Source organism: Cupriavidus taiwanensis, from assembly GCF_900249755.1.
Lineage (GTDB): Bacteria > Pseudomonadota > Gammaproteobacteria > Burkholderiales > Burkholderiaceae > Cupriavidus > Cupriavidus taiwanensis_D.
Genome location: NZ_LT976854.1, coordinates 1343455 through 1370321 on the forward strand (window position 1 = coordinate 1343455; position 26867 = coordinate 1370321).

24 protein-coding genes and 1 pseudogene are annotated in these 26867 nt (G+C 68.8%); 15 read left to right on the top strand and 10 right to left on the bottom strand.

Annotated elements, in window-relative coordinates; all coding sequences use genetic code 11:
• Positions 1 to 14: 14 nt before the first annotated feature.
• The 6 genes from CBM2594_RS21745 to CBM2594_RS21770 all read left to right on the top strand — a co-directional run bounded on the left by CBM2594_RS21745 (position 15) and on the right by CBM2594_RS21770 (position 6447).
• Positions 15 to 644, top strand: coding sequence for a LolA-related protein (locus CBM2594_RS21745; protein ID WP_116358837.1), 630 nt, complete (start codon positions 15 to 17; stop codon positions 642 to 644).
• On the top strand, positions 641 to 3055 hold the full coding sequence (locus CBM2594_RS21750) for an MMPL family transporter (protein ID WP_116358838.1): 2415 nt from the start codon (positions 641 to 643) through the stop codon (positions 3053 to 3055). The genes CBM2594_RS21745 and CBM2594_RS21750 overlap by 4 nt, the downstream gene beginning before the upstream one ends.
• Entirely contained in the window at positions 3052 to 3900 is an 849-nt protein-coding gene (locus CBM2594_RS21755) for a polysaccharide deacetylase family protein (RefSeq protein WP_116358839.1), read from the top strand. The genes CBM2594_RS21750 and CBM2594_RS21755 overlap by 4 nt, the downstream gene beginning before the upstream one ends.
• Before the next feature lie 65 nt (positions 3901 to 3965).
• Positions 3966 to 5168, top strand: a complete 1203-nt coding sequence (locus CBM2594_RS21760; RefSeq protein WP_116358840.1) for a beta-ketoacyl-ACP synthase — start codon at positions 3966 to 3968, stop codon at positions 5166 to 5168.
• A 9-nt stretch (positions 5169 to 5177) separates the two neighbouring features.
• Positions 5178 to 5990: a beta-ketoacyl synthase chain length factor gene (locus CBM2594_RS21765; RefSeq protein ID WP_116358841.1), complete on the top strand. Its 813-nt coding sequence runs from the start codon at positions 5178 to 5180 to the stop codon at positions 5988 to 5990.
• Positions 5983 to 6447 (top strand): hotdog family protein, encoded by a 465-nt coding sequence (locus tag CBM2594_RS21770; protein ID WP_116358842.1) that lies wholly within the window; start codon positions 5983 to 5985, stop codon positions 6445 to 6447. Before CBM2594_RS21765 ends, CBM2594_RS21770 begins: the two co-directional genes overlap by 8 nt.
• Positions 6448 to 6470: 23 nt before the next feature.
• Here the strand turns inward: CBM2594_RS21770 and fahA are convergent, their stop codons facing one another.
• The 3 genes and pseudogenes from fahA to CBM2594_RS21785 all read right to left on the bottom strand — a co-directional run bounded on the left by fahA (position 6471) and on the right by CBM2594_RS21785 (position 9982).
• Positions 6471 to 7733: a fumarylacetoacetase gene (fahA, locus tag CBM2594_RS21775; RefSeq protein WP_116358843.1), complete on the bottom strand. Its 1263-nt coding sequence runs from the start codon at positions 7731 to 7733 to the stop codon at positions 6471 to 6473.
• Positions 7734 to 7867: 134 nt separating this feature from the next.
• Positions 7868 to 9187 (bottom strand): annotated as a pseudogene (hmgA, locus tag CBM2594_RS21780) (homogentisate 1,2-dioxygenase).
• Positions 9188 to 9598: 411 nt separating this feature from the next.
• Entirely contained in the window at positions 9599 to 9982 is a 384-nt protein-coding gene (locus CBM2594_RS21785; RefSeq protein ID WP_115713049.1) for a helix-turn-helix domain-containing protein, read from the bottom strand.
• 337 nt (positions 9983 to 10319) lie between these two features.
• Here CBM2594_RS21785 and CBM2594_RS21790 point away from each other — a divergent pair, with 337 nt between their 5' ends.
• The 6 genes from CBM2594_RS21790 (at position 10320) to CBM2594_RS21815 (ending at position 14727) form a co-directional block, all read left to right on the top strand.
• Positions 10320 to 10934: a TetR/AcrR family transcriptional regulator gene (locus CBM2594_RS21790; RefSeq protein WP_116358844.1), complete on the top strand. Its 615-nt coding sequence runs from the start codon at positions 10320 to 10322 to the stop codon at positions 10932 to 10934.
• A gap of 166 nt (positions 10935 to 11100) precedes the next feature.
• Positions 11101 to 12117 carry an alpha/beta fold hydrolase gene (locus CBM2594_RS21795; protein WP_116359720.1) on the top strand — a complete coding sequence of 339 codons (1017 nt, stop codon included), beginning with the start codon at positions 11101 to 11103 and terminating at the stop codon, positions 12115 to 12117.
• Positions 12118 to 12131: 14 nt separating this feature from the next.
• Positions 12132 to 12464 (top strand): DUF2917 domain-containing protein, encoded by a 333-nt coding sequence (locus CBM2594_RS21800; RefSeq protein ID WP_116358845.1) that lies wholly within the window; start codon positions 12132 to 12134, stop codon positions 12462 to 12464.
• A 447-nt stretch (positions 12465 to 12911) separates the two neighbouring features.
• Entirely contained in the window at positions 12912 to 13205 is a 294-nt protein-coding gene (locus CBM2594_RS21805) for a GYD domain-containing protein (RefSeq protein WP_116358846.1), read from the top strand.
• Between the two features lie 173 nt (positions 13206 to 13378).
• On the top strand, positions 13379 to 13627 hold the full coding sequence (locus tag CBM2594_RS21810) for a DUF2188 domain-containing protein (protein WP_116358847.1): 249 nt from the start codon (positions 13379 to 13381) through the stop codon (positions 13625 to 13627).
• Between the two features lie 53 nt (positions 13628 to 13680).
• Positions 13681 to 14727 carry an AI-2E family transporter gene (locus CBM2594_RS21815; protein ID WP_116358848.1) on the top strand — a complete coding sequence of 349 codons (1047 nt, stop codon included), beginning with the start codon at positions 13681 to 13683 and terminating at the stop codon, positions 14725 to 14727.
• A 127-nt stretch (positions 14728 to 14854) separates the two neighbouring features.
• On the opposite strand, the gene fdhF is transcribed toward CBM2594_RS21815, so the two are convergent.
• From fdhF to CBM2594_RS21840, 5 genes are all read right to left on the bottom strand, one after another.
• On the bottom strand, positions 14855 to 17677 hold the full coding sequence (fdhF, locus tag CBM2594_RS21820) for a formate dehydrogenase subunit alpha (protein ID WP_116358849.1): 2823 nt from the start codon (positions 17675 to 17677) through the stop codon (positions 14855 to 14857).
• A gap of 25 nt (positions 17678 to 17702) precedes the next feature.
• Positions 17703 to 19412, bottom strand: coding sequence for an NADH-ubiquinone oxidoreductase-F iron-sulfur binding region domain-containing protein (locus tag CBM2594_RS21825; protein WP_116358850.1), 1710 nt, complete (start codon positions 19410 to 19412; stop codon positions 17703 to 17705).
• Between the two features lie 181 nt (positions 19413 to 19593).
• Positions 19594 to 20913 (bottom strand): oxalate/formate MFS antiporter, encoded by a 1320-nt coding sequence (oxlT, locus tag CBM2594_RS21830; protein WP_116358851.1) that lies wholly within the window; start codon positions 20911 to 20913, stop codon positions 19594 to 19596.
• A gap of 661 nt (positions 20914 to 21574) precedes the next feature.
• Positions 21575 to 21793 carry a hypothetical protein gene (locus CBM2594_RS21835; protein WP_116358852.1) on the bottom strand — a complete coding sequence of 73 codons (219 nt, stop codon included), beginning with the start codon at positions 21791 to 21793 and terminating at the stop codon, positions 21575 to 21577.
• 133 nt (positions 21794 to 21926) lie between these two features.
• A complete protein-coding gene (locus tag CBM2594_RS21840; RefSeq protein ID WP_116358853.1) occupies positions 21927 to 22850 on the bottom strand; it encodes a LysR family transcriptional regulator in 924 nt (307 codons plus the stop codon).
• Positions 22851 to 23170: 320 nt separating this feature from the next.
• On the opposite strand from CBM2594_RS21840, the gene CBM2594_RS21845 reads away from it, so the two are divergent.
• A complete protein-coding gene (locus CBM2594_RS21845; RefSeq protein WP_116358854.1) occupies positions 23171 to 24112 on the top strand; it encodes a LysR family transcriptional regulator in 942 nt (313 codons plus the stop codon).
• A gap of 104 nt (positions 24113 to 24216) precedes the next feature.
• Entirely contained in the window at positions 24217 to 24522 is a 306-nt protein-coding gene (locus tag CBM2594_RS21850) for a hypothetical protein (protein ID WP_012356314.1), read from the top strand.
• 55 nt (positions 24523 to 24577) lie between these two features.
• Here the strand turns inward: CBM2594_RS21850 and CBM2594_RS21855 are convergent, their stop codons facing one another.
• Together CBM2594_RS21855 and CBM2594_RS21860 are read right to left on the bottom strand one after the other, a co-directional pair.
• Positions 24578 to 25036 (bottom strand): DUF2269 family protein, encoded by a 459-nt coding sequence (locus CBM2594_RS21855; protein ID WP_116358855.1) that lies wholly within the window; start codon positions 25034 to 25036, stop codon positions 24578 to 24580.
• Positions 25018 to 26298, bottom strand: coding sequence for an SDR family oxidoreductase (locus CBM2594_RS21860; protein ID WP_232346708.1), 1281 nt, complete (start codon positions 26296 to 26298; stop codon positions 25018 to 25020). The genes CBM2594_RS21855 and CBM2594_RS21860 overlap by 19 nt, the downstream gene beginning before the upstream one ends.
• On the opposite strand from CBM2594_RS21860, the gene CBM2594_RS21865 reads away from it, so the two are divergent.
• Positions 26278 to 26853: a hypothetical protein gene (locus CBM2594_RS21865; protein ID WP_232346709.1), complete on the top strand. Its 576-nt coding sequence runs from the start codon at positions 26278 to 26280 to the stop codon at positions 26851 to 26853. The two genes, CBM2594_RS21860 and CBM2594_RS21865, sit on opposite strands and share 21 nt — an antisense overlap.
• Positions 26854 to 26867: the final 14 nt, after the last annotated feature.

Genomic DNA, 26867 nt, shown 5'->3' on the forward strand with positions numbered 1-26867 from the left:
GTGAGCCGCCACTGATGTTTTTCTCCGCGCGTCCCTTCCGCTACCCGTTGTCCGCGCTGCTGGCGAGCGCGCTGCTTGCGCTGGCACCGCTTGCCGGCGCGGCTACATCGGCCGCCCCTGCACCCACCACCGCCGCGTTCGGCGTCGACCAGCTGATGTCGACGCTGGCGCAGCGCAAGTCCGGGCGCGTGCTGTTCACCGAGACCAAGTACCTGGCGCTGCTCGACAAGCCGGTGCAGTCCTCGGGCGAACTGCGCTTCACCGCGCCCGACCACCTGGAAAAGCGCACGCTCTCGCCCAAGCCGGAAAACCTGGTGCTGGACGGCGACATGCTGACCATCGAGCGCGACGGCAAGCGCTACACCATGCCGCTGCAGAATTACCCCGAGATCGCCGCCTTTATCGAGAGCATCCGCGCCACGCTGGCCGGCAACCGCGATGCGCTGGAGCGCTACTACAAGCTCGCCGTCGAGGGCCGTGCCGGCCGCTGGACGCTGACGCTAACCCCGGCGGATTCGCGCATGGCCGCGGCGGTCAGCCAGGTGCGCATCGCGGGCCGTCAGGATGCGCTGGACCAGATCGAGATCCGGCAGGCCGACGGTGACCGCTCGGTGATGAAGATCCGGCCGGCGCCGAGCCGATGAGCGCGGCACCGCGCCGCCTGGCGCTGGCGTTGTGGGTGCTGGCCTTGCTGGCCTGCGCCGCCGTGGTCAGCCGCACCACCTTCACCGCCGACCTGTCCGCCTTCCTGCCGCGGCTGCCCAGCGCCGAGCAGCAGTTGCTGGTGGACCAGCTGCGCGACGGGCTGGTATCGCGCCTGATCCTGGTCGGCATCGAAGGCGGCGACGCCGATGGCCGCGCCCGCGTCTCGCGCGCGATGGCGGCGCAGCTGCGCGGCGATCCGCGCTTCGCGTCGGTGCAGAACGGCGAGCCGGTCAACCAGGCGGCGGACCGCGAATACGTCTTCGCGCATCGTTACCTGCTCAGTCCCGCGGTCACGCCGGAGCGTTTCAGCGAACACGGGCTGGCCCAGGCGGTGAATGACTCGTTCGCGCTGCTGGCCTCCTCGGCGGGCCTCTTTACCAAGTCATTGCTGCCGCGCGACCCCACCGGCGAGGTCGCGGCGATGCTGGCGCAGCTCGATGCCGGCCAGCGCGTGCCGATGCACGCCGGCGCATGGGCCTCGCGCGACGGCAAGCGCGCGCTGCTGCTGGCGCAGACCGCCGGCGCGGGCTCGGATACCGATGCGCAGGCAGCGGCGATGGCGGCCGTGCAGCAAGCCTTTGCCAGCGCCAACGCCGGCGGCCCTTACCAGCTGGTGATGACGGGCCCCGGCGTGTTCTCGGTCAAGGCGCGCGACACCATCCGGCACGATGTCGAGCGGCTCTCGACCATCGGGCTCGCCATCATCGTCACGCTGCTGCTGGCGGTGTACCGCTCGGTGCCGCTGCTGGTGCTGGGGCTGGTGCCCGTGCTGAGCGGCGCGCTGGCGGGCATCGCCGCGGTCAGCCTGGGCTTCGGCGGTGCCGTGCATGGCCTGACGCTGGGCTTCGGCACCACGCTGATCGGCGAGGCGGTCGACTATTCGATCTACCTGTTCGTGCAGTCCGCGCAGTACACGCGCCAGGGCCGGCGCGACGAGCGCGCGTGGCTTGGCGGCTTCTGGCCGACGGTGCGGCTGGGGGTGCTGACTTCGGTGTGCGGCTTTGCGTCGCTGCTGCTGTCGGGCTTTCCGGGGCTGGCGCAGCTCGGCCTGTATTCGATTGCCGGACTGGTCACCGCCGCGCTGGTGACGCGCTTCGTGCTGCCGCAACTGGTGCCGGCCACGCTGCAGCTGCGCGACGTCGCCCCGCTGGGCCGCAAGCTGCAATGGCTGACGGCGCGCGCGCACCGGCTGCGCTGGCTGGTGCTGCTGCTGGTCGTGGGTGCCTGCGTGGTGCTGGCCCTGCACCGCGGCACGCTGTGGGGCCGGGAACTGCAGGCGCTGAGCCCGGTATCGGCGAGCGACCAGGCCCTGGACACCTCGTTGCGCGAAAACCTGGGCGCGCCGGACGTGCGCTACCTGGTGGTGGTGTCGGGGCCGGACCAGGAATCCGTGCTGCAGGGCGCGGAGCGCGTGGCGCATGAGCTGGAGCCGCTGGTGGCGCAGAACTTTATCGGCGGCTACGAGAGCCCGGCGCGCTACCTGCCCAGCGCCGCCACGCAACGCGAGCGCCAGGCCAGCCTGCCGCCGCCCGATGTGCTGGCGCAGCGCCTGCAGTCCGCCATCGCCGCGCAGCCGGTGCGCGCCTCGGTGTTCGCGCCCTTCCTGGCACAGGCCGAAGCGGCCCGCACCGGGCCGCTGCTGCAGCGCGAGAGCCTGCGCGGCACGTCGATGGCGCTGGCGGTCGACGCGCTGCTGGTGCAGCGCAACGGCCGCTGGAGCGCGACGCTGCCGCTGCGCGCGCCCGTGCATGCGCCAGACCAGGCCAGCGCCGCCGACGGCGTCGACAGCGCCGCGGTGCGTGCCGCGATCCAGCGCGCCGGCGTGCCCGATACCCTGTTCGTCGATCTGAAGGGCGAATCGGACCGGCTCTACGCCGGCTACCTGCGCGAGGCCTTGCTGCTGTCGCTGGCCGGACTGCTGGCGATCATCGCCCTGCTGGCGGTGGCGCTGCGCTCGCCGAGGCGGGTGCTGGCCACGGTGCTGCCGCTGGCCGCCGCGGCGGTGGTGGTGCTGGGCGGGCTGGCGGCGCTGGGCCAGCCGCTGACGCTGCTGCACCTGGTGGGCCTGTTGCTGCTGGCCGCGGTCGGCTCCAACTACGCGCTATTCTTTAATGGCCCGGCAGCGGATGGCCAGGCGGCTGGCGCTTCGCCGCACACGCTGGTGTCGCTGCTGCTGGCCAACCTGACCACGGTCGCCGCGTTCGGCCTGCTGGCGCTGTCGAGCCTGCCGCTGCTGCAGGCCTTCGGGCTGACGGTAGGCCCCGGCGCCGTGCTGGCGCTGTGGTTTTCGGCCATCCTCGCGCCCGGGGCCTCGTCCCCGGCACCAGGGACGGCCGGGAGTGCAACATGAAGCCGCTATCCGCACCGGGCGCGCCGCTGCCCGCGCACTACCCCAGCCGGCCGTGGCGCCCGAGCCCGCTGCTTTATGGCGCTGCCGCCGTGCATGTGGGCGCGGTCGGGGCGATGCTCGCTTACCCGCAGGGCCTGGGCTGGGCCGTGGCCGGCATCGGCGCGACCCATGCGGCGATGTGCGCGGCCGGCCTGTGGCCGCGCAGCACCTGGCTCGGGCCCAACCTGCTGCGCCTGCCGCCGTCGGCCGAAGGCTGCGTGGCGCTGACCTTCGACGATGGCCCCAACCCGGCGGTGACGCCGCGGGTGCTCGACCTGCTCGACCAGCACGGCGCCAGCGCGACGTTTTTCTGCATCGGCGAGCGCGCCGCGGCGCATCCCGCACTGGTGCGCGAGATCGTGCGCCGCGGCCATGCCGTGGAAAACCACAGCATGTCCCACCGGCTGCATTTCTCGCTGTTCGGGCCCGCGCGCATCCAGCGCGAAATCGCCGCCGCGCAGCAGGTGCTGGCGCAGATCACCGGCCAGGCGCCGCGCTTCTTCCGTGCCCCGGCGGGACTGCGCAACCCCTTCCTGGAGCCGGTGCTGTGCCGGCTCGGGCTGCAGCTGGCGGCCTGGACCCGGCGCGGCTTCGATACCCGCAGCGGCAACAACGCCGCGCGCGTGGCGCAGCGCCTGGCCGGCCGGCTGGCCGGGCGCGACATCCTGCTGCTGCACGACGGCAACCCCGGCCTGGATCCGGCCGGCCGGCCCCACTGCACCACCGTGCTGCCGGGCGTGCTGGACGCCATCGACCTGGCCGGCCTGCGCTGCGTGACGCTGCGCGCCGTGGTGCCGCCGGGCTGAGGCGCCGCGGCTTGTTACAATTGGCGCTGCCTTCCGAGAATCCTCCCATTCCCCTCACCGAAGCTGTGTCCCCGCTCCTGTTCTCGCATTTCACGGCCACCAGCTGCCTCGGCGCCGGCATCGATGCCACGCTGGCGGCGCTGCGCGCGCAGCGCGGCGGGCTGGCGCCGTGCCAGTTCGGCGACGTCGCCCTCGATACCTATGTCGGCGAAGTGGCCGGCGTCGACGCCGTCACGCTGCCGGCCGAATTAGCCGTGTTCGACTGCCGCAACAACCGGCTGGCGCAGCTGGCCCTGCAGCAGGACGGCTTTGCCGCACGGGTGCGCGAGGCGGCGGCACGCTACGGCGCCCACCGCATTGGTGTCTTTCTCGGCACCAGCACCGCGGGCGTGCTGCAAACGGAACTGGGCTACCGCCAGCGCGACCCGGCCAGCGGCGCGCTGCCGCCGGACTTCCACTACGGCGGCACGCACAATCCCTACTCGCTGCCGGCATTCCTGCGGCAGCAGCTGGGCCTGTCAGGGCCTGCGGCGGCGGTGTCGTCGGCGTGTTCGTCGGGGGCCAAGGTGTTCAGCTCGGCGCGGCGCATGCTGGAAGCCGGGCTGATCGACGCGGCCGTGGTGGGCGGCGTGGATTCGCTGTGCCACACCACGCTGTATGGCTTCAATGCGCTGGAGTTGTTGTCGCGCCAGCCGTGCCGGCCCTACGACGTGGCGCGCAACGGCATCTCGATCGGCGAAGGCGCGGTGTTCGGCCTGCTCGAACGCGTGAGCGGCGCGGTGGCGGACGATGCCATCCTGCTCGCCGGCATCGGCGAATCGAGCGACGCCCATCATATGTCGACGCCACACCCGCAAGGGCTCGGCGCGCGCATGGCGATGGCGCAGGCGCTGACCGGCGCGGGCATCGCGCCGGCGCAGGTCGGCTACGTCAACCTGCACGGCACTGCCACGCGCAGCAACGACGCCGCCGAAGCGCTGGCCATGGCCGCGGTGCTGCCCGGCACGCCGTGCAGCTCGACCAAGGGCGCCACCGGCCATGCGCTCGGCGCGGCCGGCGCGCTCGAGGCGGTGATCTGCGCGCTGGCGCTGCGTCATGGCCTGGTGCCGGCCGGCATCAACACCACGCACGTAGACCCCGCGCTGCGCGTGAACTACCAGCTCGCCAACCAGGACACGCCGTTGCGCTATGCGATGAGCAATGCGTTCGGCTTCGGCGGGTCCAACTGCAGCCTGCTGTTCGCCCGTGCGGACGCGGTGTCTTACTGAGCCAGCGCCATGCCGCAGCCCGTCTATATCGAAAGCATCGGCCTGCTCGGCCCCGGCCTGAGCGGCTGGCAGCAAGCCAGCGCCGTGCTCGCAGGGCGCGCGCCCTACGCGCACGCGGCCACCGAACTGCCGCTGCCCGCCGGCCTGCCCCCGGCCGAGCGCCGCCGCACCGGACCCACCGTGCGGCTGGCGCTGGGCGTGGGCCAGCAGGCGGTGGCGGCCAGTGGCTGCGATGCCGCGCAACTGCCGACCATCTTTACCTCGTCCAGCAGCGATGGCCACAACTTCCATGCCATCTGCGAAGCGCTGGCGCAGCCCGAGCCGCTGATGTCGCCCACGCGCTTCCACAACTCGGTGCACAACGCGACCGCCGGCTACTGGTCAATCGCCGCCGGAGCGATGCGTGCCTCGAACGTGCTGTGCGCGATGGACGGCAGCTTCGGCGCGGGGCTGCTGGAAGCCGTGCTGCAGGCCACCGCCGATGCAGAGCCCTGCCTGCTGATTGCCTATGACACCGGCTACCCGGAGCCGCTGCACAGCTGCAGGCCGATTCCCGACCCGTTCGGCGTGGCCCTGCTGCTCACGCCGCAGCCGGGCGCGCGCTCGCTGGCGCGCCTCTCTGTGGCGCTGACGCCGGCGCCGGCCAGCGTAATGCCGGACGCCGCGCTGGAAGCGCTGCGCAAGTCGGCCCCGGCCGCGCGCGTGCTGCCGCTGCTCGCCGCCATCGCGCGCGCGGAGAACGGCACGGTGGTGCTGGATTATCTGGACACGCTGCGCATCGAAGCCGACGTCACCAGCCTAGGCAGCCAGGCCCATGCCTGAAGCGACCAGGGACCGCGCCTGGATCGCGGCGCGCATTCCGCATCAGGGCAGCATGTGCCTGCTCGATGGTGTCGTCGAATGGGATGCGGCATCGGTTCGCTGCACGGCCACCAGCCACACGCAGGCGGACAATCCGCTGCGCGCGCAGGGCCGGCTGGCGGCGACGTGCGGCATCGAATATGCCGCGCAGGCGATGGCCGTGCATGGTGCGCTGCTGGCAGAGGGCGCGCGGCAGCGCCCCCGCACCGGCTATCTTGCCAGCGTGCGCAAGCTGGTGCTGCAGGTGGAACGGCTCGACGATATCGCGGCGCCGCTGGAGATCTCGGCAGAACGCATCAGCGGCGAAGGTGCCACCGTGCTCTACGCCTTTGTCGTCAGCGCCGCGGGACGTACGCTGCTGTCAGGGCGCGCGGCGGTCATCCTGGATGCCGCCGCGGTAGGCGATAGCGCGGGCTGAAGCGCCCGCGGCGCCTCGGCGCCTCAGCGCGCCGGCAGGATCTTGCCCGACACCGTACCGAAGCCGACGCGATAGCCGTCGCCCTGGCAATAGCCGGTCATGATCACGTCGTCGCCGTCCTGCAGGAAGCCGCGCTGGCTGCCATCGGCCAGCGTCAGCGGCTCGGCGCCGTTGCGGGTCAGCTCGAGCAGGCTGCCGTAGGAGTCCGGCGTGGTGCCGCTGATCGTGCCCGAGCCCATCAGGTCGCCCACGCGCACGTTGCAGCCCGACACGGTGTGGTGCGCCAGCTGCTGCGCCATGGTCCAGTACATCGCCTTGAAGTTGGTGCGGCAGATGGTGCTGGGCGCGGCCGCGCCTTCGGGCTGCAGCGCGACTTCCAGCGCGATGTCGTAGGCGTTCCTGCCCTGTTGCCGCAGGTAAGGCAGCGGCTCGGGCGATTGCGCGGGATTGTCGCGGCGGAACGGCTCGAGCGCTTCCATGGTGACCACCCACGGCGAGATCGAGGTGCCGAAGGTCTTGCTGTTGAACGGGCCCAGCGGCACGTATTCCCATTGCTGGATATCGCGCGCGCTCCAGTCGTTGAGCAGCACCATGCCGAACATATGCGCCGGCGCGTCGGCAGTGCTGACGGGCTCGCCCAGGGCCGACGGCTTGCCGACGATAAAGCCCATCTCCAGCTCGAAATCCAGCTTGCGGCAGGCGCCGAACACCGGGCGGGCCTCGTTCGGCAGCTTGATCTGGCCGTTGGGCCGGTGCAGCGGCGTGCCGCTCACCACCACCGAGCTGGCGCGGCCGTTGTAGCCGATGGGAATCTCCAGCCAGTTCGGCAGCAGCGCATTGTCCGGATCGCGGAACATGCGGCCGACGTTGGTCGCGTGCTCCTTCGACGAATAGAAGTCGGTGTAGCCCGGGATCTCGACCGGCAGGTGCAGTGCCGCGGCCGGCATCGGCACCAGCGCCCGGTCGCGCAAGGCAGCGTTGTCGCGCAACGCGGCGTCGGCCCCGGACAGCAGTGCGGTCAGGCGCCGGCGCGTTTCGGTCCAGACCGGCTGGCCCAGCGCGATGAAGCGGTTCAGGCTGGCCGCGGCAAAGCTGCCCCGGGCTGCTTCAGGCAGCAGGCCTGCCTGGTCCAGTGCGGCGAGGTCCAGCACCTGGTCGCCGATGGCAACGCCGACACGCGGCGCCTGGCCTTTGGTGGAAAACACGCCGTACGGCAGGTTCTGCAGCGGGAAATGGGTCTTGCCGTCGTTGGCGCTGTCGATCCAGCTGGTCTGGGGGGCGGTCATCGGGATACTCCGAAAATTTTGGTGGCACTTGTCACATGCGGTGACGCGTCACGCCTGGCGAGCGCCTGCCTTCTCCCTCGGCCCCTCTCCCGCAAGCAGGAGAGGAGGAAACCAGGAGGGCCAGGCGCCCGGGATCAGCGGGTGTTCGGGTTGAAATGCTTCTTCAGGCCTTGCCAGCAGGTGTAGTACTCCTGCTGCAGCGAAGCCGATTGCGCGGCGTACGGCGTGGGCCGGATCACGCCCGGCGTTTCGAACATGAACGCCATGGTGTTTTCGATGTGGTGCGGCGTCGAGGTGTCGGCGGCGCTGGCCTTCTCGAAGGTCTCCGCATCCGGGCCGTGGCCGCTCATGCAGTTGTGCAGGCTGGCGCCGCCGGGCGCGAAGCCCTCGGCCTTGGCGTCATAGACGCCGGAGATCAGGCCCATGAATTCGCTGGCGATATTGCGGTGGAACCAGGGCGGGCGGAACGAGTCCTGCATGGCCAGCCAGCGCGGGCCGAAGATGACGAAGTCGATGGTGTCGACGCCCGGCGTATCCGACGGCGACTGCAGCACCAGGAAGATCGACGGATCCGGATGGTCGAAGCTGATCGAGCCGATGGTGTTGAAGCGGCGCAGATCGTATTTGTACGGGGCGTAGTTGCCATGCCAGGCCACGACGTCGAGCGGCGAATGGCCGATGTCGGCGCGCCACAGGTTGCCCTGGAACTTGGCGACCAGCTCGAACGCGCCTTCGCGGTCTTCGTAGCCCGCCACCGGCGTCAGGAAGTCGCGCGGGTTGGCCAGCCCGTTCGAGCCGATCACGCCCAGGTCAGGCAGCCGGAACAGCGCGCCGTAGTTCTCGCAGATATAGCCGCGCGCCTCGCCATCGGGCAGCTCCACGCGGAAGCGCACGCCGCGCGGGATCACCACGATCTCGTGCGGCTCGACTTCGAGCCGGCCCAGCTCGGTCACCATCAGCAGCCTGCCCTGCTACGGCACGATCAGCATCTCGCCGTCGGCGTTGTAGAAAAAGCGGTCCTGCATCGGGCGGTTGGCCAGGTACAGGTGGATGCCGCAGCCGGTCATCGCTTCCGGGCCGCCATTGCCGGCCATGGTGACGATGCCGTCGACGAAGTCGGTCGGCACCGACGGCATGGCCGGCGGGCTCCAGCGCATCTGGTTCGGCGACGGCGGCACCTGGTCGAAGCGGCTCAGGAAACGCGACTGTTCGATCAGGGTGAACGGCTTGTGCATCGCCGCCGGGCGGATGCGGTACAGCCACGCGCGGCGGTTGTGCGCGCGCGGCGCCGTGAACGCCGTGCCCGACAGCTGCTCGGCATACAGGCCATAGGGCGCGCGCTGCGGCGAGTTCTGGCCCACCGGCAGCGCGCCGGGCAGTGCCTCGGTGGCAAATTCGTTGGCGAAGCCGGACATATAGCCGTGCTCGGCAAGCTGGGTATGCGTGAGGTCCATGGTGTTCTCTTGCGTCTCCGGGTGGGTCCATCAGCGCAGCGCTGGCCGCACGGCGCATGAATTACGTATTGTGCAATGAATTTACCATATCGTAATGATCGGCACTGGACGTGTCAAACCGCAAATGCGAGCGGGCCGCACTTCGGCGCTCTTGCAGTTGTAGGCCGCGAATCGGGAAATTGCAGGATGCCGCTGGCGCGTGCGCCAGAACCGGCAAAAGGAAGGAAAGGTGGAAAGCGCCGGCTCAGGCAGTCAGGCCTGCGGCGTCATGGCTGTCCAGGGGCGAAACGGCTCTCCGGACAACAGTGGCCCGGCGCGCACCCAAGGCACGCGCCGGTTGCTGAGGGTGGCCTGGAGGGCCAACTGCCTGGCCGGCCCGCAAGGCATGGGGCCGGCCCGGCAGAAGCCCGATCAGACCGGTTTGTGGCCCTCGCCGGTACCGGGGCCGAAGCCACCGCCGGATGCCGGCGCCGCGGCCGGTGCCGGCGCGCTGCCGGCGGGCTGGCCGGCCATCGAGGCAGCGGTCACGCCGCCGTTGCGGCTGGCAATGAAAGCGTTGACGTCGGCGGCAAGGTGTTGCGGCGCCAGCACCACTTCCAGGCCCAGTGCCTCGCAGGCGGCCAGGAAGGTCGACATGCGCGGGTCGGCCTGGCCGGATTCTGCCCGTAGGTAGGCTTCCCGGGAAATGCCCGCCTTGCGGGCAACGTCCTCCTGCTTGAGCTTGCGCGCGCGGCGCAGCGCCCGCAATTGCCGGAACGGTTCGCTAGCGCCTCTCGGCACGGCTGTACTGTTCATGTCGGTCTCCAGTCACCAGTGAAAAAAAGTGCGCGGACGTGCATTCGAGTATAGAGCACGCAAAGCGTTCCGTATGTAACCGCCGAAACACTTTGTGCAGATTTCTTGCTGGCCCGTCAACTTGCGCCGGCATCAACCGGAAGGCGTCCATCCAAGCGTCGGACAGTGCACAACGCCTTCGTGCCGCCTTGACAGTAACGGACCCCCTCAGTTTGCGTTGACGTCACATGCATAGCTATATGACGTTATGGCCGCGCGAGCACAACAACGCAAGTCCGGGCAACTACCATGCATCCGGTTTCGTTGACAAACCGACCGGTCGTGCTATTCTCGCTGCATGCAGAAAGGACACCTCACCCGCAAAGCCATCATCGAGCAGGCGCTGGACGCCGCCGCCAAGGTCGGCTTCGAGCAGTTGTCGCTGGCCACGCTGGCGGCCGACACCAATATGTCCAAGAGCGGCCTGTATGCGCACTTCAAGTCCAAGGAGATGCTGCAGCAGGCGGTGCTGGACCTGGCGGTAGAGCGTTTCGGCGACATCGTGATCCGGCCGGCGATGCGCCAGCCGCGCGGCATGCCGCGCCTGCGGGCGCTGTTCGAAGGCTACCTGGAATGGCTGGGCGGCACGGTGACGCAGGGACGGTGCCTGTTTACCGCGCTGGGGCAGGAATACCGCGACCGGCCCGGCTCGATTCGCGACCTGGTGGTGCAGTCGCTGAAGGACTGGCACAGCACCATCGCGCGCGTGGTCGGGGACGCCATCGAAGAAGGCCAGTTCGGCGCGCACGTCGACCCGCGCCAGTTCGCCTTCGAGCTGTCCGGCATCGGCATGGCGTTCCAGCAGTCGTTCAAGCTGCTGGGGCGGCAGGATGCGGAAGCGATGGCACGGCATGCCTTTGCGGCGCTGGTGGCACGCGCCGCTGCCGGCGCACCCCATCCCGTGAGGACATGACATCGGCGCCGGCGCTATCCCGCCGGCGGGCAGCAAACCGCTCCGGCGGGCTTTTTTTGTACCGAAAAAAGCACGACTGGTCGGTCTTTTAAGAAGCGCGAGACGCCTCCGGCCAGGCCGGTCCCGATGACGCCGCGCAATCCAGAATCCATTGGAGGTGCAGGTCGTGACGCAAGCAGTCTCTTCTCCTTCCCCGGTTTCCCCTTCGCCCGCCCCTGCGGCGAAGGCCTTACGCACCATCGATGCGGCGCCGACCGCCAGCGGCGACGGCACCTTGCAGCGCGCCCTGACGGGCCTGCAGCGCCTGCGCTGGCAAGCCGGCAGCGTGCTGATGCCGGCGGCGACGGCACGCCGGCTCGAGCGCATCTGGTTCTGCCCGCCGCGGGCCGCCGCCACGTCCGCCGCCCGGCACGTGCTAGACGGTGCGCGGGCCGACTGGGCGCTGGTGACCGGCCATGGGCCCAGCCGGCGCGTGCGCGTCTACCGCTGGGGCAACGCAGGTCCGGTGGTGCTGCTCGCCCACGGCTGGGGCGGCCATGCGGGCCAGTGGCATGCGGTGATCGATGGCCTGCTGGCAGCAGGCATGCGGGTGGTCGCCTTCGATGCGCTGTCGCATGGCGCCTCCGATGCCGGCGCGCGCGGCGCCGCGCAGACTTCCGTGCTCGAGATGTCGCGCTCGTTGCTGGCGGCAGCGTGGCACGCCGGCCCGGTCCACGCCGTGGTGGCGCATTCGCTGGGCGGCGCGGCGGCCGCGCTGGCGCTGCGCGAAGGCCTGCCGGCAAGCGCCGCGGTGCTGCTGGGCGCGCCCGCCGACATGCGCGCCGCATGCGCCGCGCTGGCGTGGCAACTGGGCGTGGCGCCCGCAGTGCTGGCCCGCATGCAGCGCCGCAGCGAGCGCTGGCTCGGCATGCCATGGTCGGCGTTCAATGTGCCGGACCTGGGCCGCACGCGCCCGGTGCCGCCGACGCTGGTGATCCATGACCGCGACGACAAGGAAGTGCGCTGGGAAGACGGCGCGGCCATCGCCGGCGCCTGGCCGGGCGCCCGGCTGGAGACCACCACGGGCCTCGGCCATCGCCGCCTGCTGCGCGATCCCGCGGTGATCCAGCGCATCGCCGGCTTCGTCCGGCCGCAAACCCACCACGGGCAGGTGCCGGCACCGGCCGGCCTGGCCGTGGCCTGAGCCGGGAGACCATCATGTACCTGGTCAGCAACGATATGACCGCCACCCTGCCCGCCCGCAGCTCGCTGCGCCTTGTCGCCGGCCCCGGCGAACAGGTGGCGGTACGCTGCACCGCGGGTGAGTTGTGGCTGATTCGCGATGGCGATCCGAAGGACACGGCGCTGACGGCGAGCGAGTGCGTTACCTTGTCCGATACCGGCCACATCGAGCTGTATGCGATCACCGCCGCGTCGCTGCATGTCACGCGCTGCAAGCCCGCGGCTGGTTCCATACGCGGCGCATGGCGAGAGCGGCTGTGGCGCTGGCTGGCCCCGCGCGGCTACGGCTATCCCGGCCCTGGCCGGTAGCCCCGGCGCGCGCGGTCGCCCGCGCGCCTTCGCCACCTCGCTTCGCCCACCTCGCTTCGCCCACCTCGCTTCGCCCACCTCGACTTGCCAGCCTGCCGCGCGCGCAGCGCGTGGGTGGACGGAGGCCGGTCATGGCGGTTAATTGCGCAATTGCAGGACGGCTTGGATCGTCGTTTTCCCGACAACGGCGGCCGTGGTCCGACTGAGCACCGGGCCGGCTGTACCAAAGCTGGTACACATCGGACCGCGCCGCGCGGCCCGCCCCGCGCCATCTGCCGCAATGCGGCCCGCCACGCCGTCTGGCGCGCGATATGCGTCGGTATGGGGTTGCTCAGGAGCCCCTGGTGTCGCACCGGGAGACCCTGAACCACTGCCCCGGCTTGCTGCGATCGGTCGCGTGCGCGCAGCCGGGACGGCGATCGATCGATCCTTACCGGAGATCCCGCCATGACCCGCTATATCGTGCTAGCCAGCTTCACCGACCAGGGCATCCGTGCCGTCAAGGACACCACCAAGCGCGCCGCCGCGGTGCGCGAGATGGGCGCGCGCTTCGGGGTGCAGATGAAAGACATCTACTGGACCCTGGGCAAATACGACATCGTGCTGACCGTCGAGGCCCAGGATGATGCCAGCATGACCGCGTTCGGCCTGGCGGTCGGCGCGCTGGGCAACGTGCGCACGCAAACGCTGCGCGCCTTCAATGTCGACGAGATGCAGGCGATTATCGGCAAGCTGAGCTGAGCCGCCTTCGCACTGTCCTTGTCACCAGGAACGCCCGCCATGGCGCCCGGCGGGCGTTGTCGCTGCAGGACGGCTTTGTTCTTCCGGAAATCCGACGGTTTTGTCAGACGGCGCCCGATATCTGCACGGCGGCACAACACTGACACTCATACTGCCAACTTCCGGAGAGTGTCATGCCAGGCAAGAATATCCATGTCGTGCCGACTCATAACGGGTGGGCCGTCGAAGCCGAAGGACGCAGCGGCAACCAGCAGCGATTCACGTCGATGGCGCATGCGATCGCCACCGGCATGGAGAAGGCCCGGCGTGCCAAGGTAGACTTGCTGATCCATGGCAGGGATCACCAGATCCTGCAGCGCAACGCCTTCGGCAACGCTGCCGCAAACACTACCGCAAACGCTACCGCAAACGCCGACGGGTAATTGCAAGGCTCCATCGGCATCGTTCCTGGGCGGATCTACTCACGGACAACCCGATGCGCAATCTGAAAGGTTTCTACGTCCTGCTGGTCGCCGTCAGCATTGCGTTCATCTGGATACTGCTGCCCTTCTACAGCGCGATTCTCTGGGGCACGATCCTGGCCATCCTGTTTCATCCCATGCAGCGCAGGCTGACGGTGCGATTCGGCAACCGGGAAAACCTGGCAGCGCTGACCACGCTGCTGGTCTGCGTGCTGATGGCGATTGTCCCGGTGTTTCTGATGATTGCCACGCTCGCGCAGGAAGCGGCCTTTGCCTACCAGCAGATCCGGACCGGCAAATGGGACTTCGGGCAATACTTCCAGACCGCCGTGCAGGCCCTGCCGGCCTCGGTCGAGGCCTGGCTGAATGAAATCGGACTGGCCGACGTGGCGGGGTTGCAGGCGAAGCTGACCGAAGGTGCCGCCCGCATCAGCCAGTTCATGGCGGCGCAGGCCGTCGCCATCGGCCAGAACACGCTGCAGTTCGCCGTCGGCCTCGGCGTCATGCTGTACCTGGTGTTTTTCCTGCTGCGCGACGGTGCGGTGATTTCCCACCGCTTGCGCGAGGCCATGCCGCTGAGCGACGCGCACACCCGCCGCCTGGTCGGCCGGTTCACCACCGTGGTCCGCGCCACGGTCAAGGGCAACGTGGTCGTGGCGGTGGTCCAGGGCGTTCTGGGCGGCCTGGCTTTCCTGCTGCTGGGCATCAACGGTGCGTTGCTGTGGGGCACGCTGATGGCGTTCCTGTCGCTGCTGCCGGCCGTTGGCGCTGCGCTGGTCTGGGGCCCCGCCGCGATCTATTTCCTGCTGGCGGGCCCGGTCTGGAAAGGGATTGCGCTCATTGCCATCGGCACCCTGGTCATTGGCGCCGTGGACAACGTGCTCCGGCCCATCCTCGTCGGCAAGGACACCAAGCTGCCGGACTGGGTGGTGCTGATATCGACGCTGGGCGGCATGTCGGTGTTTGGCATCAACGGCTTTGTGATAGGTCCGCTGATTGCCGCGCTGTTTATCTCGTGCTGGGATATTTCGGTGATCGAGGATCGCGACGACACCATGTGAGCGGGTGCCGCCGCCAGGTTCGACATGGTTGACTCTCACCGAGGACACCACCGCCGCTAACGTGACGATGAATTACTGAGGCTGAGGTGGTGTCCCGCCTGCGCTGCGAAACACCACCGTTCCTTGGTTACGCGGAAGCCGGCTCCAGTATCTGCCCGCCGCCATAGCTGGACTGCACCGGCGCGGCTCCGCCCGCTGTCATCCGGATCGCGCAATACTTGAACTCCGGAATCTTGCCGAACGGGTCCAGCGCCGCGTTGGTCAGCTTGTTGATCGCCGCCTCGTAGTAGCAGAACGGCACGAACACGGCGCCGCGCGGCGTGCCGGCATCGGCGCGCGCATACAGCGTGACCTCGCCGCGCCGCGACGACAGCGTGACCACGTCCCCTGGCTTGCCGCCGAGTGCATCCAGATCCAGTGGATGCACCAGCGCCACCGGGTCCGGCTCGATTGCATCGAGCACCCCTGCGCGCCGCGTCATGCTGCCGGTATGCCAGTGTTCCAGCTGGCGCCCGGTGATCAGCACCATCGGGTAATCCGCATCGGGACGCTCCGCGGCCGGGATGATGTCGGCGGGGACAAAGCGCCCCCGCCCGGTCGCGGTCGGGAAGCTGTCCGTGAAGATCACCGGCTCGCCCGGGTCGCCCTCTTCCTTGCACGGGTAGGTCACCGCGTGCTCGCGCTCCAGCCGCTCCCAGGTCACGCCGCCGATGCTGGGCATGGCCAGGCGCATCTCGTCGAACACGTCGGCGACGCCGGTGTAGTGCCAGTCCAGCCCCAGCTGCGCCGCCATCTGCTGGATGATCCACAGGTCCTGGCGCGCCTGTCCCGGCGGGTCCAGCGCCTGCCGGCCGAGCTGCACGGTGCGGTCGGTGTTGGTGAAGGTGCCGGTCTTTTCCGGGAAGGCCGAGGCCGGCAGCACCACGTCCGCCAGGTATGCCGTCTCGGTCAGGAAGATATCCTGCACCACCAGGTGGTCGAGCGATGCCAGTGCTTCACGCGCATGCTCGGCGTCGGGATCGGACATCGCCGGGTTCTCGCCCATGATGTACATGCCGCGCACCTCGCCACGCTCGATCGCCTGCATCACCTCGACCACGGTCAGGCCCGGCTGGCGGTCCAGCGGCATGCCCCACAGCGCCTCGAAGCTGGCGATCGCCAGCGGGTCGTCGACGCGCCGGTAGTCCGGGTACATCATCGGGATCAGGCCAGCGTCGGAGGCGCCCTGCACGTTGTTCTGGCCGCGCAGCGGATGCAGGCCGGTGCCGGGCCGGCCGATCTGCCCGGTCATCAGCGCCAGCGCGATCAGGCAGCGCGCGTTGTCGGTGCCATGCACGTGCTGCGACACGCCCATGCCCCACAGGATCATCGAAGCCTTCGAGGTGGCATAGGCGCGCGCCACCTCGCGGATGGTTTCAGCGTCGATGCCGCAGATCGGCGCCATCAGCTCGGGGCTGTAGGCGGCCACGTTGCGCTGCAGTTCGTCGAAGCCGATGGTGCGGCTGTCGATGAAGTCGCGATCGACCAGGCCTTCGTTGACGATCACATGCATCATCGCGTTGAGCAGCGCGACGTCGGCATCGGGCTTGAACTGCAGGAAGCGCCAGGCAAAGCGCGCCAGGTCCGAGCGGCGCGGGTCGGCCACGATCAGCCTGGTGCCGTTCTTGACGGCGTTCTTGATCCAGCTGGCCGCGACCGGATGGTTCACGGTCGGGTTGGCGCCGATCACGATCACCACTTCGGCCTTGTCGACATCCATCACCGGGTTCGACACCGCGCCGGAGCCGATCCCTTCCAGCAGCGCCGCCACCGACGAGGCATGGCACAGCCGCGTGCAGTGGTCGACGTTGTTGCTGCCGAAGCCGGTGCGCACCAGCTTCTGGAACAGGTAGGCCTCTTCATTGCTGCCCTTGGCCGAGCCAAACCCGGCCAGCGCACGCTTGCCATGGGTGTCGCGGATCTGCGCGAGCTTGCCGCCGGCCAGCGCCAGCGCCTCTTCCCAGGTGGCTTCGCGGAACACGTCCATCACGTGGTCCGGGTCCATGACGAAATCGCCGTGCTTCGGCACGCCGTCGCGGCGCACCAGCGGCACCGTCAGCCGCTGCGGATGCTGGACGTAGTCAAAGCCATACCGGCCCTTCACGCAAAGGCGCTGGTGATTGGCCGGGCCATCGCGCCCTTCCACGAACAGGATGCGGTTGTCCTTGACGTTGTAGGTCAGCTGGCAGCCGACGCCGCAGTACGGGCACACCGATTCCACCTGCTTGTCGGGCACCGCCAGCGCGGCATCGCGCGCGGGCATCAGCGCGCCGGTCGGGCACGCCTGCACGCATTCGCCGCAGGCGACGCAGGTGGAGGCGCCCATCGGGTCGTCCATGTCGAACACGATGCGGGCGTCGTCGCCGCGCAGCGCCAGCCCGATCACGTCGTTGACCTGTTCGTCGCGGCACGCGCGCAGGCAGCGGGTGCACTGGATGCAGGCATCCAGGTTGACCGCGATCGCCGGGTGCGACAGGTCTGCCGCCACGCGTTCGCGCGGCGCGAAGCGGGGCTTGCCGACCTCCAGCCTGGCCGCCCATTGGTCCAGTTCGTTGTGGCGGGTGTAGTCGGTCTCCGGCATGTCCGACTGCAGCAGTTCCAGCACGGTGCGCTGGGCGCGGCGGGCGCGCTCGGATTCGGTCTGCACCTGCATGCCGGCGGCCGGATAGCGGCAGCAGGACGGGGCCAGCACGCGCTCGCCCTGGATCTCGACCATGCAGGCGCGGCAGTTGCCGGCGGGCTCGAGGCCGTCCTTGTAGCACAGGTGCGGCACGTCGAAGCCTTCGCGCTGCGCCACTTTCAGCAGGCTTTCGCCGGGCTGCGCGCTTACCTCGCGGCCATTGAGGGTGAAGGTGACGGCCGGCTCGGCGGATTCGACTAGCGCGCGTTCGGCGCGGGTCAGTGCATTCATGTCTGTCTCTCAGGCTCGGGCGGCATCAGGCCAGTTCGTGCGGGAAGTACTTGATCACGCAGTCGACCGGGTTCGGCGCGGCTTGTCCCAGGCCGCAGATCGAGGCGTCGCGCATCACCGCGGACAGGTCGTCCAGCGCGGCCAGGTCCCACTTGGGCTGGCGGATCAGGTCGAGCGTCTTGGCCGTGCCGCTGCGGCACGGCGTGCATTGCCCGCACGACTCGTGCTTGAAGAAGTGCATCAGGTTGCGCGCCGCCTGCGTGGCGCTGTCGTGGTCGGACAGGATCACGATCGCGGCCGAGCCGATAAAGCAGCCATAGGGCTGCAGCGTGTCGAAGTCCAGCGGGATATTGCCCAGCGCCGCCGGCAGGATGCCGCCCGACGCGCCGCCGGGCAGGTAGCCGTAGAATGCATGGCCGTCGAGCATGCCGCCGCAGTATTCGTCGATCAGCTCGCGCACCGTGATGCCCGCCGGCGCCAGGTGCACGCCGGGGCGTTTCACGCGGCCCGAGACCGAGAACGAGCGCAGCCCCTTGCGCCCGTTGCGCCCCTGCGCGGCAAACCAGCCGGCGCCCTTCTCGATGATGTCGCGCACCCAGTACAGGGTTTCGAAGTTGTGCTCCAGCGTGGGCCGGCCGAACAGCCCCACCTGCGCCACATAGGGCGGGCGCAGCCGCGGCATGCCGCGCTTGCCTTCGATCGATTCGATCATGGCCGATTCTTCGCCGCAGATATACGCGCCCGCGCCGCGGCGCAGCTCGATGCGCGGCAGCCCCGGGACCGGCGGGTCCTGCTGCAGCTGCTGCAAGGCTTCGGTGAGCAGCGCGCGGCAGCCGGCATATTCGTCGCGCAGGTAGATGTAGATCGCCGCCACGTCGACCACGTGCGCCGCGACCAGCATGCCTTCGAGGAAGCGGTGCGGATCGCGTTCCAGGTAGACGCGGTCCTTGAAGGTGCCGGGCTCGCCCTCGTCGATATTGATGGCCATCAGCCGGGGCGCGGCCTCGCCGCGCACGATGCGCCATTTGCGCCCGGTCGGGAAGCCCGCGCCGCCCAGGCCGCGCAGGCCGGAATCCTCCATCGTGGCCAGCACCGCGGCCGGGTCCAGGGCGCCGCTGGCCAGGGACTTCAGCAGGGCATAGCCACCGTCGCGGCGGTAGGCGTCGTAGTCGATATAGGGTTCGGGCGCATGGCGCACCGCCCCGGCCTGCACCGCGGCGCCGATGGCCTCGGCGGTCGCGGCATCGACCGGGTTCTGTCCGACCAGCGCCGCGGGCGCCTTCTCGCAGCGGCCGATGCAGGGCGCGGCGACCACGCGCACCTCGGTGCCGAGCAGCGCCGGCAGCTTGTCGATCAGGGCCTGCGCGCCGGCCAGCTCGCAGGCAATGCCTTCGCACACGCGCACGGTCAGCGCGGGCGGCGGCGCGATCTGGCCGTCGGCGTCCTCGCGCACCACGTCGAAGTGGTGGTAGAAGGTGGCGACCTCGTAGACCTCGGTCATCGACAGGCGCAGCTCGCTGGCCAGCGCCACCAGGTGCGGCATGGCGAGCTGGCCGTAGCGGTCGTTGATGCAGTGCAGGTGCTCGATCAGCAGGTCGCGCCGGCGCGGCATCTCGCCCAGCGCCACGCGCACTTCGGCCAGCGCGGCCGCGTCGACCTGCCGGCCCTTGGGCTGGCGGCGCTTGCGCTGCCGGCCGAGCCCCGTCGCCTCGAGGGGAATGACAACCTGGTTCATGGCGTGCCTGGATGTTGTTTGTGGGGTTGCGGTGGGCGATCAGGAAGGGGCCGGCGGGCCACCCTCCTGTCGTGCCTTGTTGTTGTCGTATTGTGCTACCGGGCGCGGCGGCTGTGCAGGCATCGCAGCCGCACGCGTCCGGGTACTGCCAGCGCCGGTGGGCGCCGTGCTGCTTTCTTCATCAGGTCAGGTCTTCAGGCACGGTACGATAGCCCATCGGCGCCGCGGTGTTGGCATGCACGTACTTGCGCACATGCGCCTCGCGCATCGGCTTGAGCACGAACAGCGCCATCACCGCGGTCAGTGCCGCCATGCCGGAGGCCACCATGAAGACCGCATGCCAGCTGCCGGTGGCGGCCGTGATCACGCTGGAGAACGGCACCAGCAAGGCGGCCGTGCCCTTGGCGGTGTACAGCAGGCCCGCGTTGGTGGCGGCAAACTTGGGCCCGAAGGTGTCGCCGCAGGTGGCCGGGAACAGGCTGTAGATCTCGCCCCAGGCGAAGAACACGACGCCGGTCAGGATCACGAAGGCAACCGGATGGTAGCCGTACTTCGACAGCAGCAGGATGCCGACGGCCTCGACGCCGAACGCAAAGAACATGGTGCGCTCGCGCCCGATATGGTCCGAGATCCAGCCGAAGAACGGACGCGTCAGGCCATTGAGCACGCGGTCGATGGTCAGCGCGAAGGTCAGCGCCGGCAGGGTCAGGCCGAGGATGGAGATGGGCGCTTCGTGCAGGCCGAAGTCCTTGGCGATCGGGCCCAGCTGCGCGGTGGCCATCAGGCCGCCGGCGGCCATCATCACGAACATCGCGTACATGACCCAGAAGATCGGCGACTTCAGCACCTCGCGCGGCGACGCGTTGTAGGTGGCGGCAGCCTTCAGCGTGGTCTTGACCTCGCTGAGGATCCTGGCCGACGGCGGGTACAGGGCCATGCCCAGGATGAACACCACCAGCCCCTGGCCCAGCCCGAACCACAGGAACGCCGCCTCATAGCCCGAGGTCTTGATCATGTTGGCGATCGGCACCACGGTCAGCGCCGAGCCGGCACCGAAGCCGGCCGCGGTGATCCCCGCCGCCAGCCCGCGGCGATTGGGGAACCACTTCAGCGCATTGCCCACGCACGTGCCATACACCGCGCCGGCGCCCAGGCCGCCGATGGCCGCTGCGAAGTAAAGCATGGGCAGCGACGATGCCACCGAATTCAGCGCCCAGGCCACCGCGCACAGCAGGCCGCCACCCACCACCACCGGGCGCGGGCCGTACTTGTCGACCAGGTAGCCTTCGATCGGCACCAGCCAGGTTTCGGTAACAACGAAGATGGTGAAGGCTACCTGGATCGCGGTGCGACCCCAGCCATATTTGTCGTCGATCGGGTTGACGAACAGGGTCCAGCCATATTGCATGTTGGCGATCATCGCCATGCAGATCACGCCGAATACCAGTTGCACCCACGGCGACGCAAAGCGCGACGTGGACTCCGTCTGCTGCAATTCCATGATGTCTCCTTATAGCGGCGAACCGCCAAGGTGGAAGATGGGCGCCTGAAGACGCCTCTGCGTGACTCTCGGTCGAAGAACAGCTGAGCCGTTCTAGTGCTATACGGTATGTGATATATCAGGTAAGTCAAGCGTATTCGTCGCGGCTGTGCAGCATCCGGCCGCGTTACCTGGTGCCGGAATCGCCTCACATCGCCCGCGACTGTTGCGCGGGAAGCATCAAAGGCGGCTCCGCCAGCATCCGGAGTCTTTGGAAATCAAGCAGTTGGCGTACGTCGGCGGATCAATCGGCCGACGCACGGCAACCGCAAGCATGCCGGGGATCGCGCTATCGAAAAACCGGGAAAACGATCGGTTGGGGAAAGTCCCTAGATGCAGACATGAATGTCTGGGGGGTCATCTGAACAAGGCTTCGTGGCGCTAGCCAGGGCTTGCGAGGGAGCGCGGGAGCACGCGTGAGCTGGCGCAGCGGGGATGCGCGCGAAGCGCTGGAGGGATGTCGCTGCGGAACAGCCGGCAAACCAGCCAGCAAACAGCCAGTGAACAGCAGGAGGGAAGGAGGTGGCGGCCGTGCTTGCCGTGAAGGTCGCAAGGGATGCCGGCCGCTACAGCCCTTGCCAGAGGCGCGCTTCAGCGCGAAAGCGCCGCGCGCCGGCCGGAATCAGGCATAGGCCAGTTCACCGGCAGCCGGCACGATGCGCGAGGCGCTGGCGCGGCCCGCGCCGTCGCGTTGCTGGTCCGAGCCCAGGCCGGCGAAGCGGCCATGGTCCTGCGCGGTGACCAGCACATCCATGGGCAGGCGCGTGGCCAGCAGCGTGGTCACGCCCACACCGACAGCGATCAGGGCCAAGCCAAGGGCGACGAGAAGAGCGACTTCCATTTGAAAACTCCAGTAGCGTTGTGATCAGGAGTTTTCATTATATGCTGCGCCGCACTATGTGTAAATATCCTGTATGTAATATATCAGTAGAGGTTTTGCACTAATCCAACATACAGGCTGCAGGCCCCCGGGGTCATGCCGCCGTGGGTTCGCGGCGGCGCATCGGCGGCTCCTGGTACTCCTGCCCGCGCAAGGCGTCCCAGATCGCGGCCGCGTTGGGCTTGAGCGAGCGGCTCTTGCGCCGCACCAGCATCACGGTCGATGTCACCTGTGGCCGCAGCGGCCGCATCACGGCGGCCGGATGCATGCCGCCGGCCTGCGCCCGCGACGGCACCACGCCGATGCCCAGTCCCAGCGCCACCATGCCGAACACCGCGGCAAAATGGCCCAGCAACTGCAGCGAGCCCGCGCGCACGTGGTAGCTGCTGAGCGCCCTTTCGACCGCGGGCTGCATGCCGCATTGCTGGTCCAGCGTCAGCACGCTGGCATCGCACAAATCCCCCCACCCTACGGTATCGTGCTGGGCCAGCGGGTGCCTGGCGGGCAGCACGGCGTGATAGTCATCGACACACAATGGCTCGCAGTACAAGTCATCGCCGGCGCGCGGATCGGTGGCGATGCCGAAATCGACCTCGCCGCTGCGCACGCTCTGCAGCACCGATTCCTGCGAACGGTCCTTCAGGTGGATGTCGATCGCCGGCCACGCCTGGCGGCACCCGGCAAGCCAGGTCGGCAGCGACATCGAACTCAGCACCGGGTCCGACGCGATCTGCACCAGGCCCTGGCAGGGCCGGCTGGCGCTCTGGCTGTCGCGCAAGGTCTGCTCCACTTCCTCGATCAGGTGGCAGATGCGCTGCGACAGGTGCTGGCCCGCGTCGGTCAGCTCCACCTGGCGCGTGGTGCGGTCGAACAGCCGCTGGTCGATCTCTTCTTCCAGTTCGCGCACGCTGCGGCTGACCGCCGACTGCGTCAGGCCCAGTTCCACCGCGGCGCGGGTAAAGCTCTTGTGCCGCGCCACGGCGGCAAAGGCCTTCAGTTGCGGCAGCGAGATATTCATGGCCTGCTCCCCTGCCCCGCAACTGCACGGCTGAGGCGAGGCCTGTCTTCAGGCACGGCATGGCGCCGGGGGGCAGCCACGGCTGCGTTCGGTCCGGTCACGGTAGTCTCCTTGGTATGGTCGTGGCTGTGGGCAGCCATCGTTGTTATGGGCCATCGGGATGGCCAGCGGCTGGCTCCTGCGCTGCCGGAGTGCCGGATTCGGGCGGGACATGGAAATCTGACGATTGATGCTACTTGAATCTAAGATCAGCACTGCATAAAGTTTTTTATCGTTTGTATAGCGGATCGTTTATAGGTCGAGCAAGGGATGAAGATCGGATGAAGAACGCCACGCTGCGGCAGCTGAAGGTCTTCGAGACCGTTGCCCGCCATATGAGCTTTTCCCGCGCCGCCGAGGAACTGCACCTGACCCAGCCCGCGGTGTCGACCCAGGTGCGGCAACTGGAGCACCACGTGGGGCTGCCGCTGTTCGAGCAGCTCGGCAAGAAGATCTACCTGACGCCGGCGGGCCATGAAATGCTGCATTACAGCCGCAGCATCATCCAGCAGTTCCGCGAAGCCGAGGACGCCATGTCGCAACTCAAGGGCATCTCGGGCGGCCGCCTCAATGTCGCGGTGATCAGCGCTGGCGATTACTTCTTCCCGCGGCTGCTGGCCGAGTTCATGGACCGCCACGAGGGCGTGACGCTGAACCTGGCCGTGCACAACCGCGAGGAACTGCTGCACCAGCTGGCCGGCAACCTGACCGACCTGGCCGTGATGGTGCGCCCGCCCGAGGGCATGGACACCGTCAACGAGGCCTTTGCCCCGCACCCCTACGTGATCGTCGCCGCGCCCAGCCACCCGCTGGTGGGCGTGCGCGATATCCCGCTTGCCGAGCTGGCCGACGAAGCCTTTGTCTCGCGCGAGAAGGGCTCGGACACCTGGAACTCGATGCAGGAAGGCTTTGCCGGCCGGCTGTCGAATATGCGCATCGCGATGGAGATCAAGAGCACCGAGACCATCAAGCAGGCCGTGATCGCGAATATGGGCATCGCCTTCCTGTCGGCCCATACCGTCGGCCTGGAGCTGCAGGCGGGCAAGCTCGCCGTGCTCGATATCGAAGGCTTCCCGGTGATGCTCAACTGGTACGTGGTGCACCGCAAGAACAAGCGGCTGCCGCCGGTGGCGCTGGCATTCAAGCAGTTCCTGATGGAGGAAGGCGCCGACCTGATCCAGGCCATCACCGGCGTGGCAGGGCTGATCCGCCACGATGCATAAACGATCGTTTATGGTTTCGCTATCAAACTTTAATTATCGTAAATCATCCGCCGTCCCTATGCTTGTCTCAACCCAACCGCCACCGTGCACCGGAGGAGACCAGCATGAACCCCGCCCAGCAGGAAAGCCGCCACGCCGCCATCACCGTCGGTGCCGACAACCAGCCGATCCCGCGCGAGACCCAGCTCGCGGCCTACAACGCGGCGTTTATCGAACTGGGACTGCGCTTTCGCTGGGACGCCGCCATGTATGAATGGCTGTGCGGCATCGAATGCGAAAAGGGGCGCGTGGCCCGCTACATCGAGGAACACCACCCTCACCTGCTGGCCGCCTACGACGCCGCCTTCCTCAGCGGGCTGATCTTCGAGAAAAAGAACGAGTACCTGCGCGCGGTCGGCCACCTCAACTGAGCGGGCCCGATCGGTTCACGGCGAGGCGCGCTAGCGCGGCCTCGCCGTTTTTTGTTCAACTGACCTTGGCCACCATCAGGTAGAAAATGGCCAGGAACGAGAACAGCGCCGGAAAGCCCAGCCCGAACCACCACCAGAACAGGCGCCAGTAAGCGCGCGGCAACTGAGGGCCGGTGCACTCCAGCGCCACGTCGCGCATGCGCTTCTGCAGCCAGACCACCGGCAGCCAGCAGGCAATGGCGATGGCGTAAAGCACCACCGACCACTTCAGCCACGGCACCGACCACGAGAACCCGGCCATCTTCACCAGCGCATAGCCGGTCAGCGGCTGCAGGATGGCGGTGGAGGCGGTGAAGATCCAGTCGGCGATCACCACCATGCGCGCGGTCGCGGCGACGGTGCGGACATTGCGCGTCAGCGTCGCGCCGACCAGGTAGAAGGCGCTGCCCACGCCGGTGCCGAACAGGAAGGTGGCCGACATGATGTGCAGCCATTTCAGCGTGACGTAGTCCATGCCCGTTCCTCGGTCAGGTGCAGCCACCACAGCACGGCCAGCATCGGCACGTTCTTGCTGAGCGGGCCATAGGGATGCAGCCAGAATTCCGGCAGGCGCACGCTGATGATGGCGGTATAGCCCAGGATCAGCGCGATCTGCGCCAGCCACAGCCAGCGCGGGCGCCGCGGCAGCACGCACAGCACGCCGAACACCAGGTCGAGCAGCGCCGCGCCATAGAGCGCCAGCGGCTGCAGCGCCGGCGGCACGCCCGCGCGCGCAAGCAGCGCATAGCTGTCGGCCACCGGGTACAGCCCCAGCGACACCGCGGCGGTGACGATCCACACGAACGCCACGCTCCAGCGCAACAGCGGATGGATCCAGCGCTGCAGCGCCTGCGCGCGCAACGCGCTGCGCAGCCCCGGGGGGATGAATGCGGTGACGGCCAGCGGCGGCCGCCCGAGCACGCGCGCGAGCCCGGACGGATCGGCCACGTTGCCCTGCTCCAGCATGGTCAGCGCATCGCGCCCTAGCACGCCGCCGCTGGCGCGTTCGGCCAGCGGCATCACCGCCCGGGCCAGCGCGCGCGGCAGCGGCAACAGCCAGGCCTTGCCGCGCAAACCCAGGCCATGGCGCAGCGCATCCAGGTAGCCGGCCAGCGGCATCGGCGCCGGCCCCACCAGCGCCAGCCGGCCGCAACGCCATGGCGCTTCGCCGCCCCATTGCGCCAGCAAGGCCACGATGGCCTGCGCCACATCGTCGACATGGACCGGCTGCACCGGCTGCCTGCCGCCGCCGGGCAGTGCCAGGCAGGGCAGCGTCGCCAGCGCGCAGAACAGCTGCGCGCTGGTGCCGTCTGCGCCGAAGACCAGCGACGGCTGCAGCACGGCGGCGTCGATGCCAAGCCCGAGCAGGTGCTGGTCGGCGCTGCGCTTGCTGCGATGGAAGTCGGTCAGCGCGTGTTCGTCGGCACCCAGCGCCGACATCTGCACCACCAGCCGCACCCCCTGCCGCTGGCAGGCATCGAACAGCGCCTGCGGCGCGGCGCGGTGCAGCACGTCGAAGCGCTGCGTGGCGGTCTCGCGAAAAATGCCGACCAGGTTGACCACCGCGTCGACGTCCGCCAGCAGCGGCGCCCAGTCCGCGGCCGCCGTCATCCGCGCGAAATCGACGGCACGAAATTCGCTTGCCGTGCTGGCATGGCCGCGCTGCGGCGCTTCGGGTGCATCGTGCGCAGGCACGCGCCGCACACCCGCTATCACATGGAATCCTCCAGCCAGCATGGCGGCGCAGGCGTGCCGGCCGATAAAGCCGCTGGCGCCGAGCACGAGCACGCGGTGGATGTGGCGGTGGTGCTGCGCCGCGCCGTGATCTCCGGCACCTGCGCCAGCCTGTTGTCCACCGGCATGCTCGCCTGCGGCGGCAGCGTCGACTGCGGCAGCGCCTTCGCGCCGGTCAATGCGGTCAGCCACTGGGTCTGGGGCGAACGGGCGGTGCATACCAACCGGCCGTCGGTGCGGCATACCGTGCTGGGCTACGTCATCCATCATGCGATGTCGGTATTCTGGGCGGCGTTCTACGAAGGCGCCATGGCCTTCGGCAACAGGCATGGCGCCGTCTGTCCCGCCGCGCGCCCCGCCGCCCCGGCGCGCGTGCTGGGCGGGCTGGCGGTAGCCGGCATTGCGTGCTTCGTCGACCTGAAGTGCACCCCCCATCGCCTTACACCTGGCTTCGAGCGCCGGCTGTCGCCCGGCATGCTGGCGCTGGTCTACGTGGCCTTCGGGCTGGCGCTGCCGCTGGGAGCGATGCTGTTGCGGCGCGCGGGAAGGCCCACCTGAGTCCGCCCCGCGTC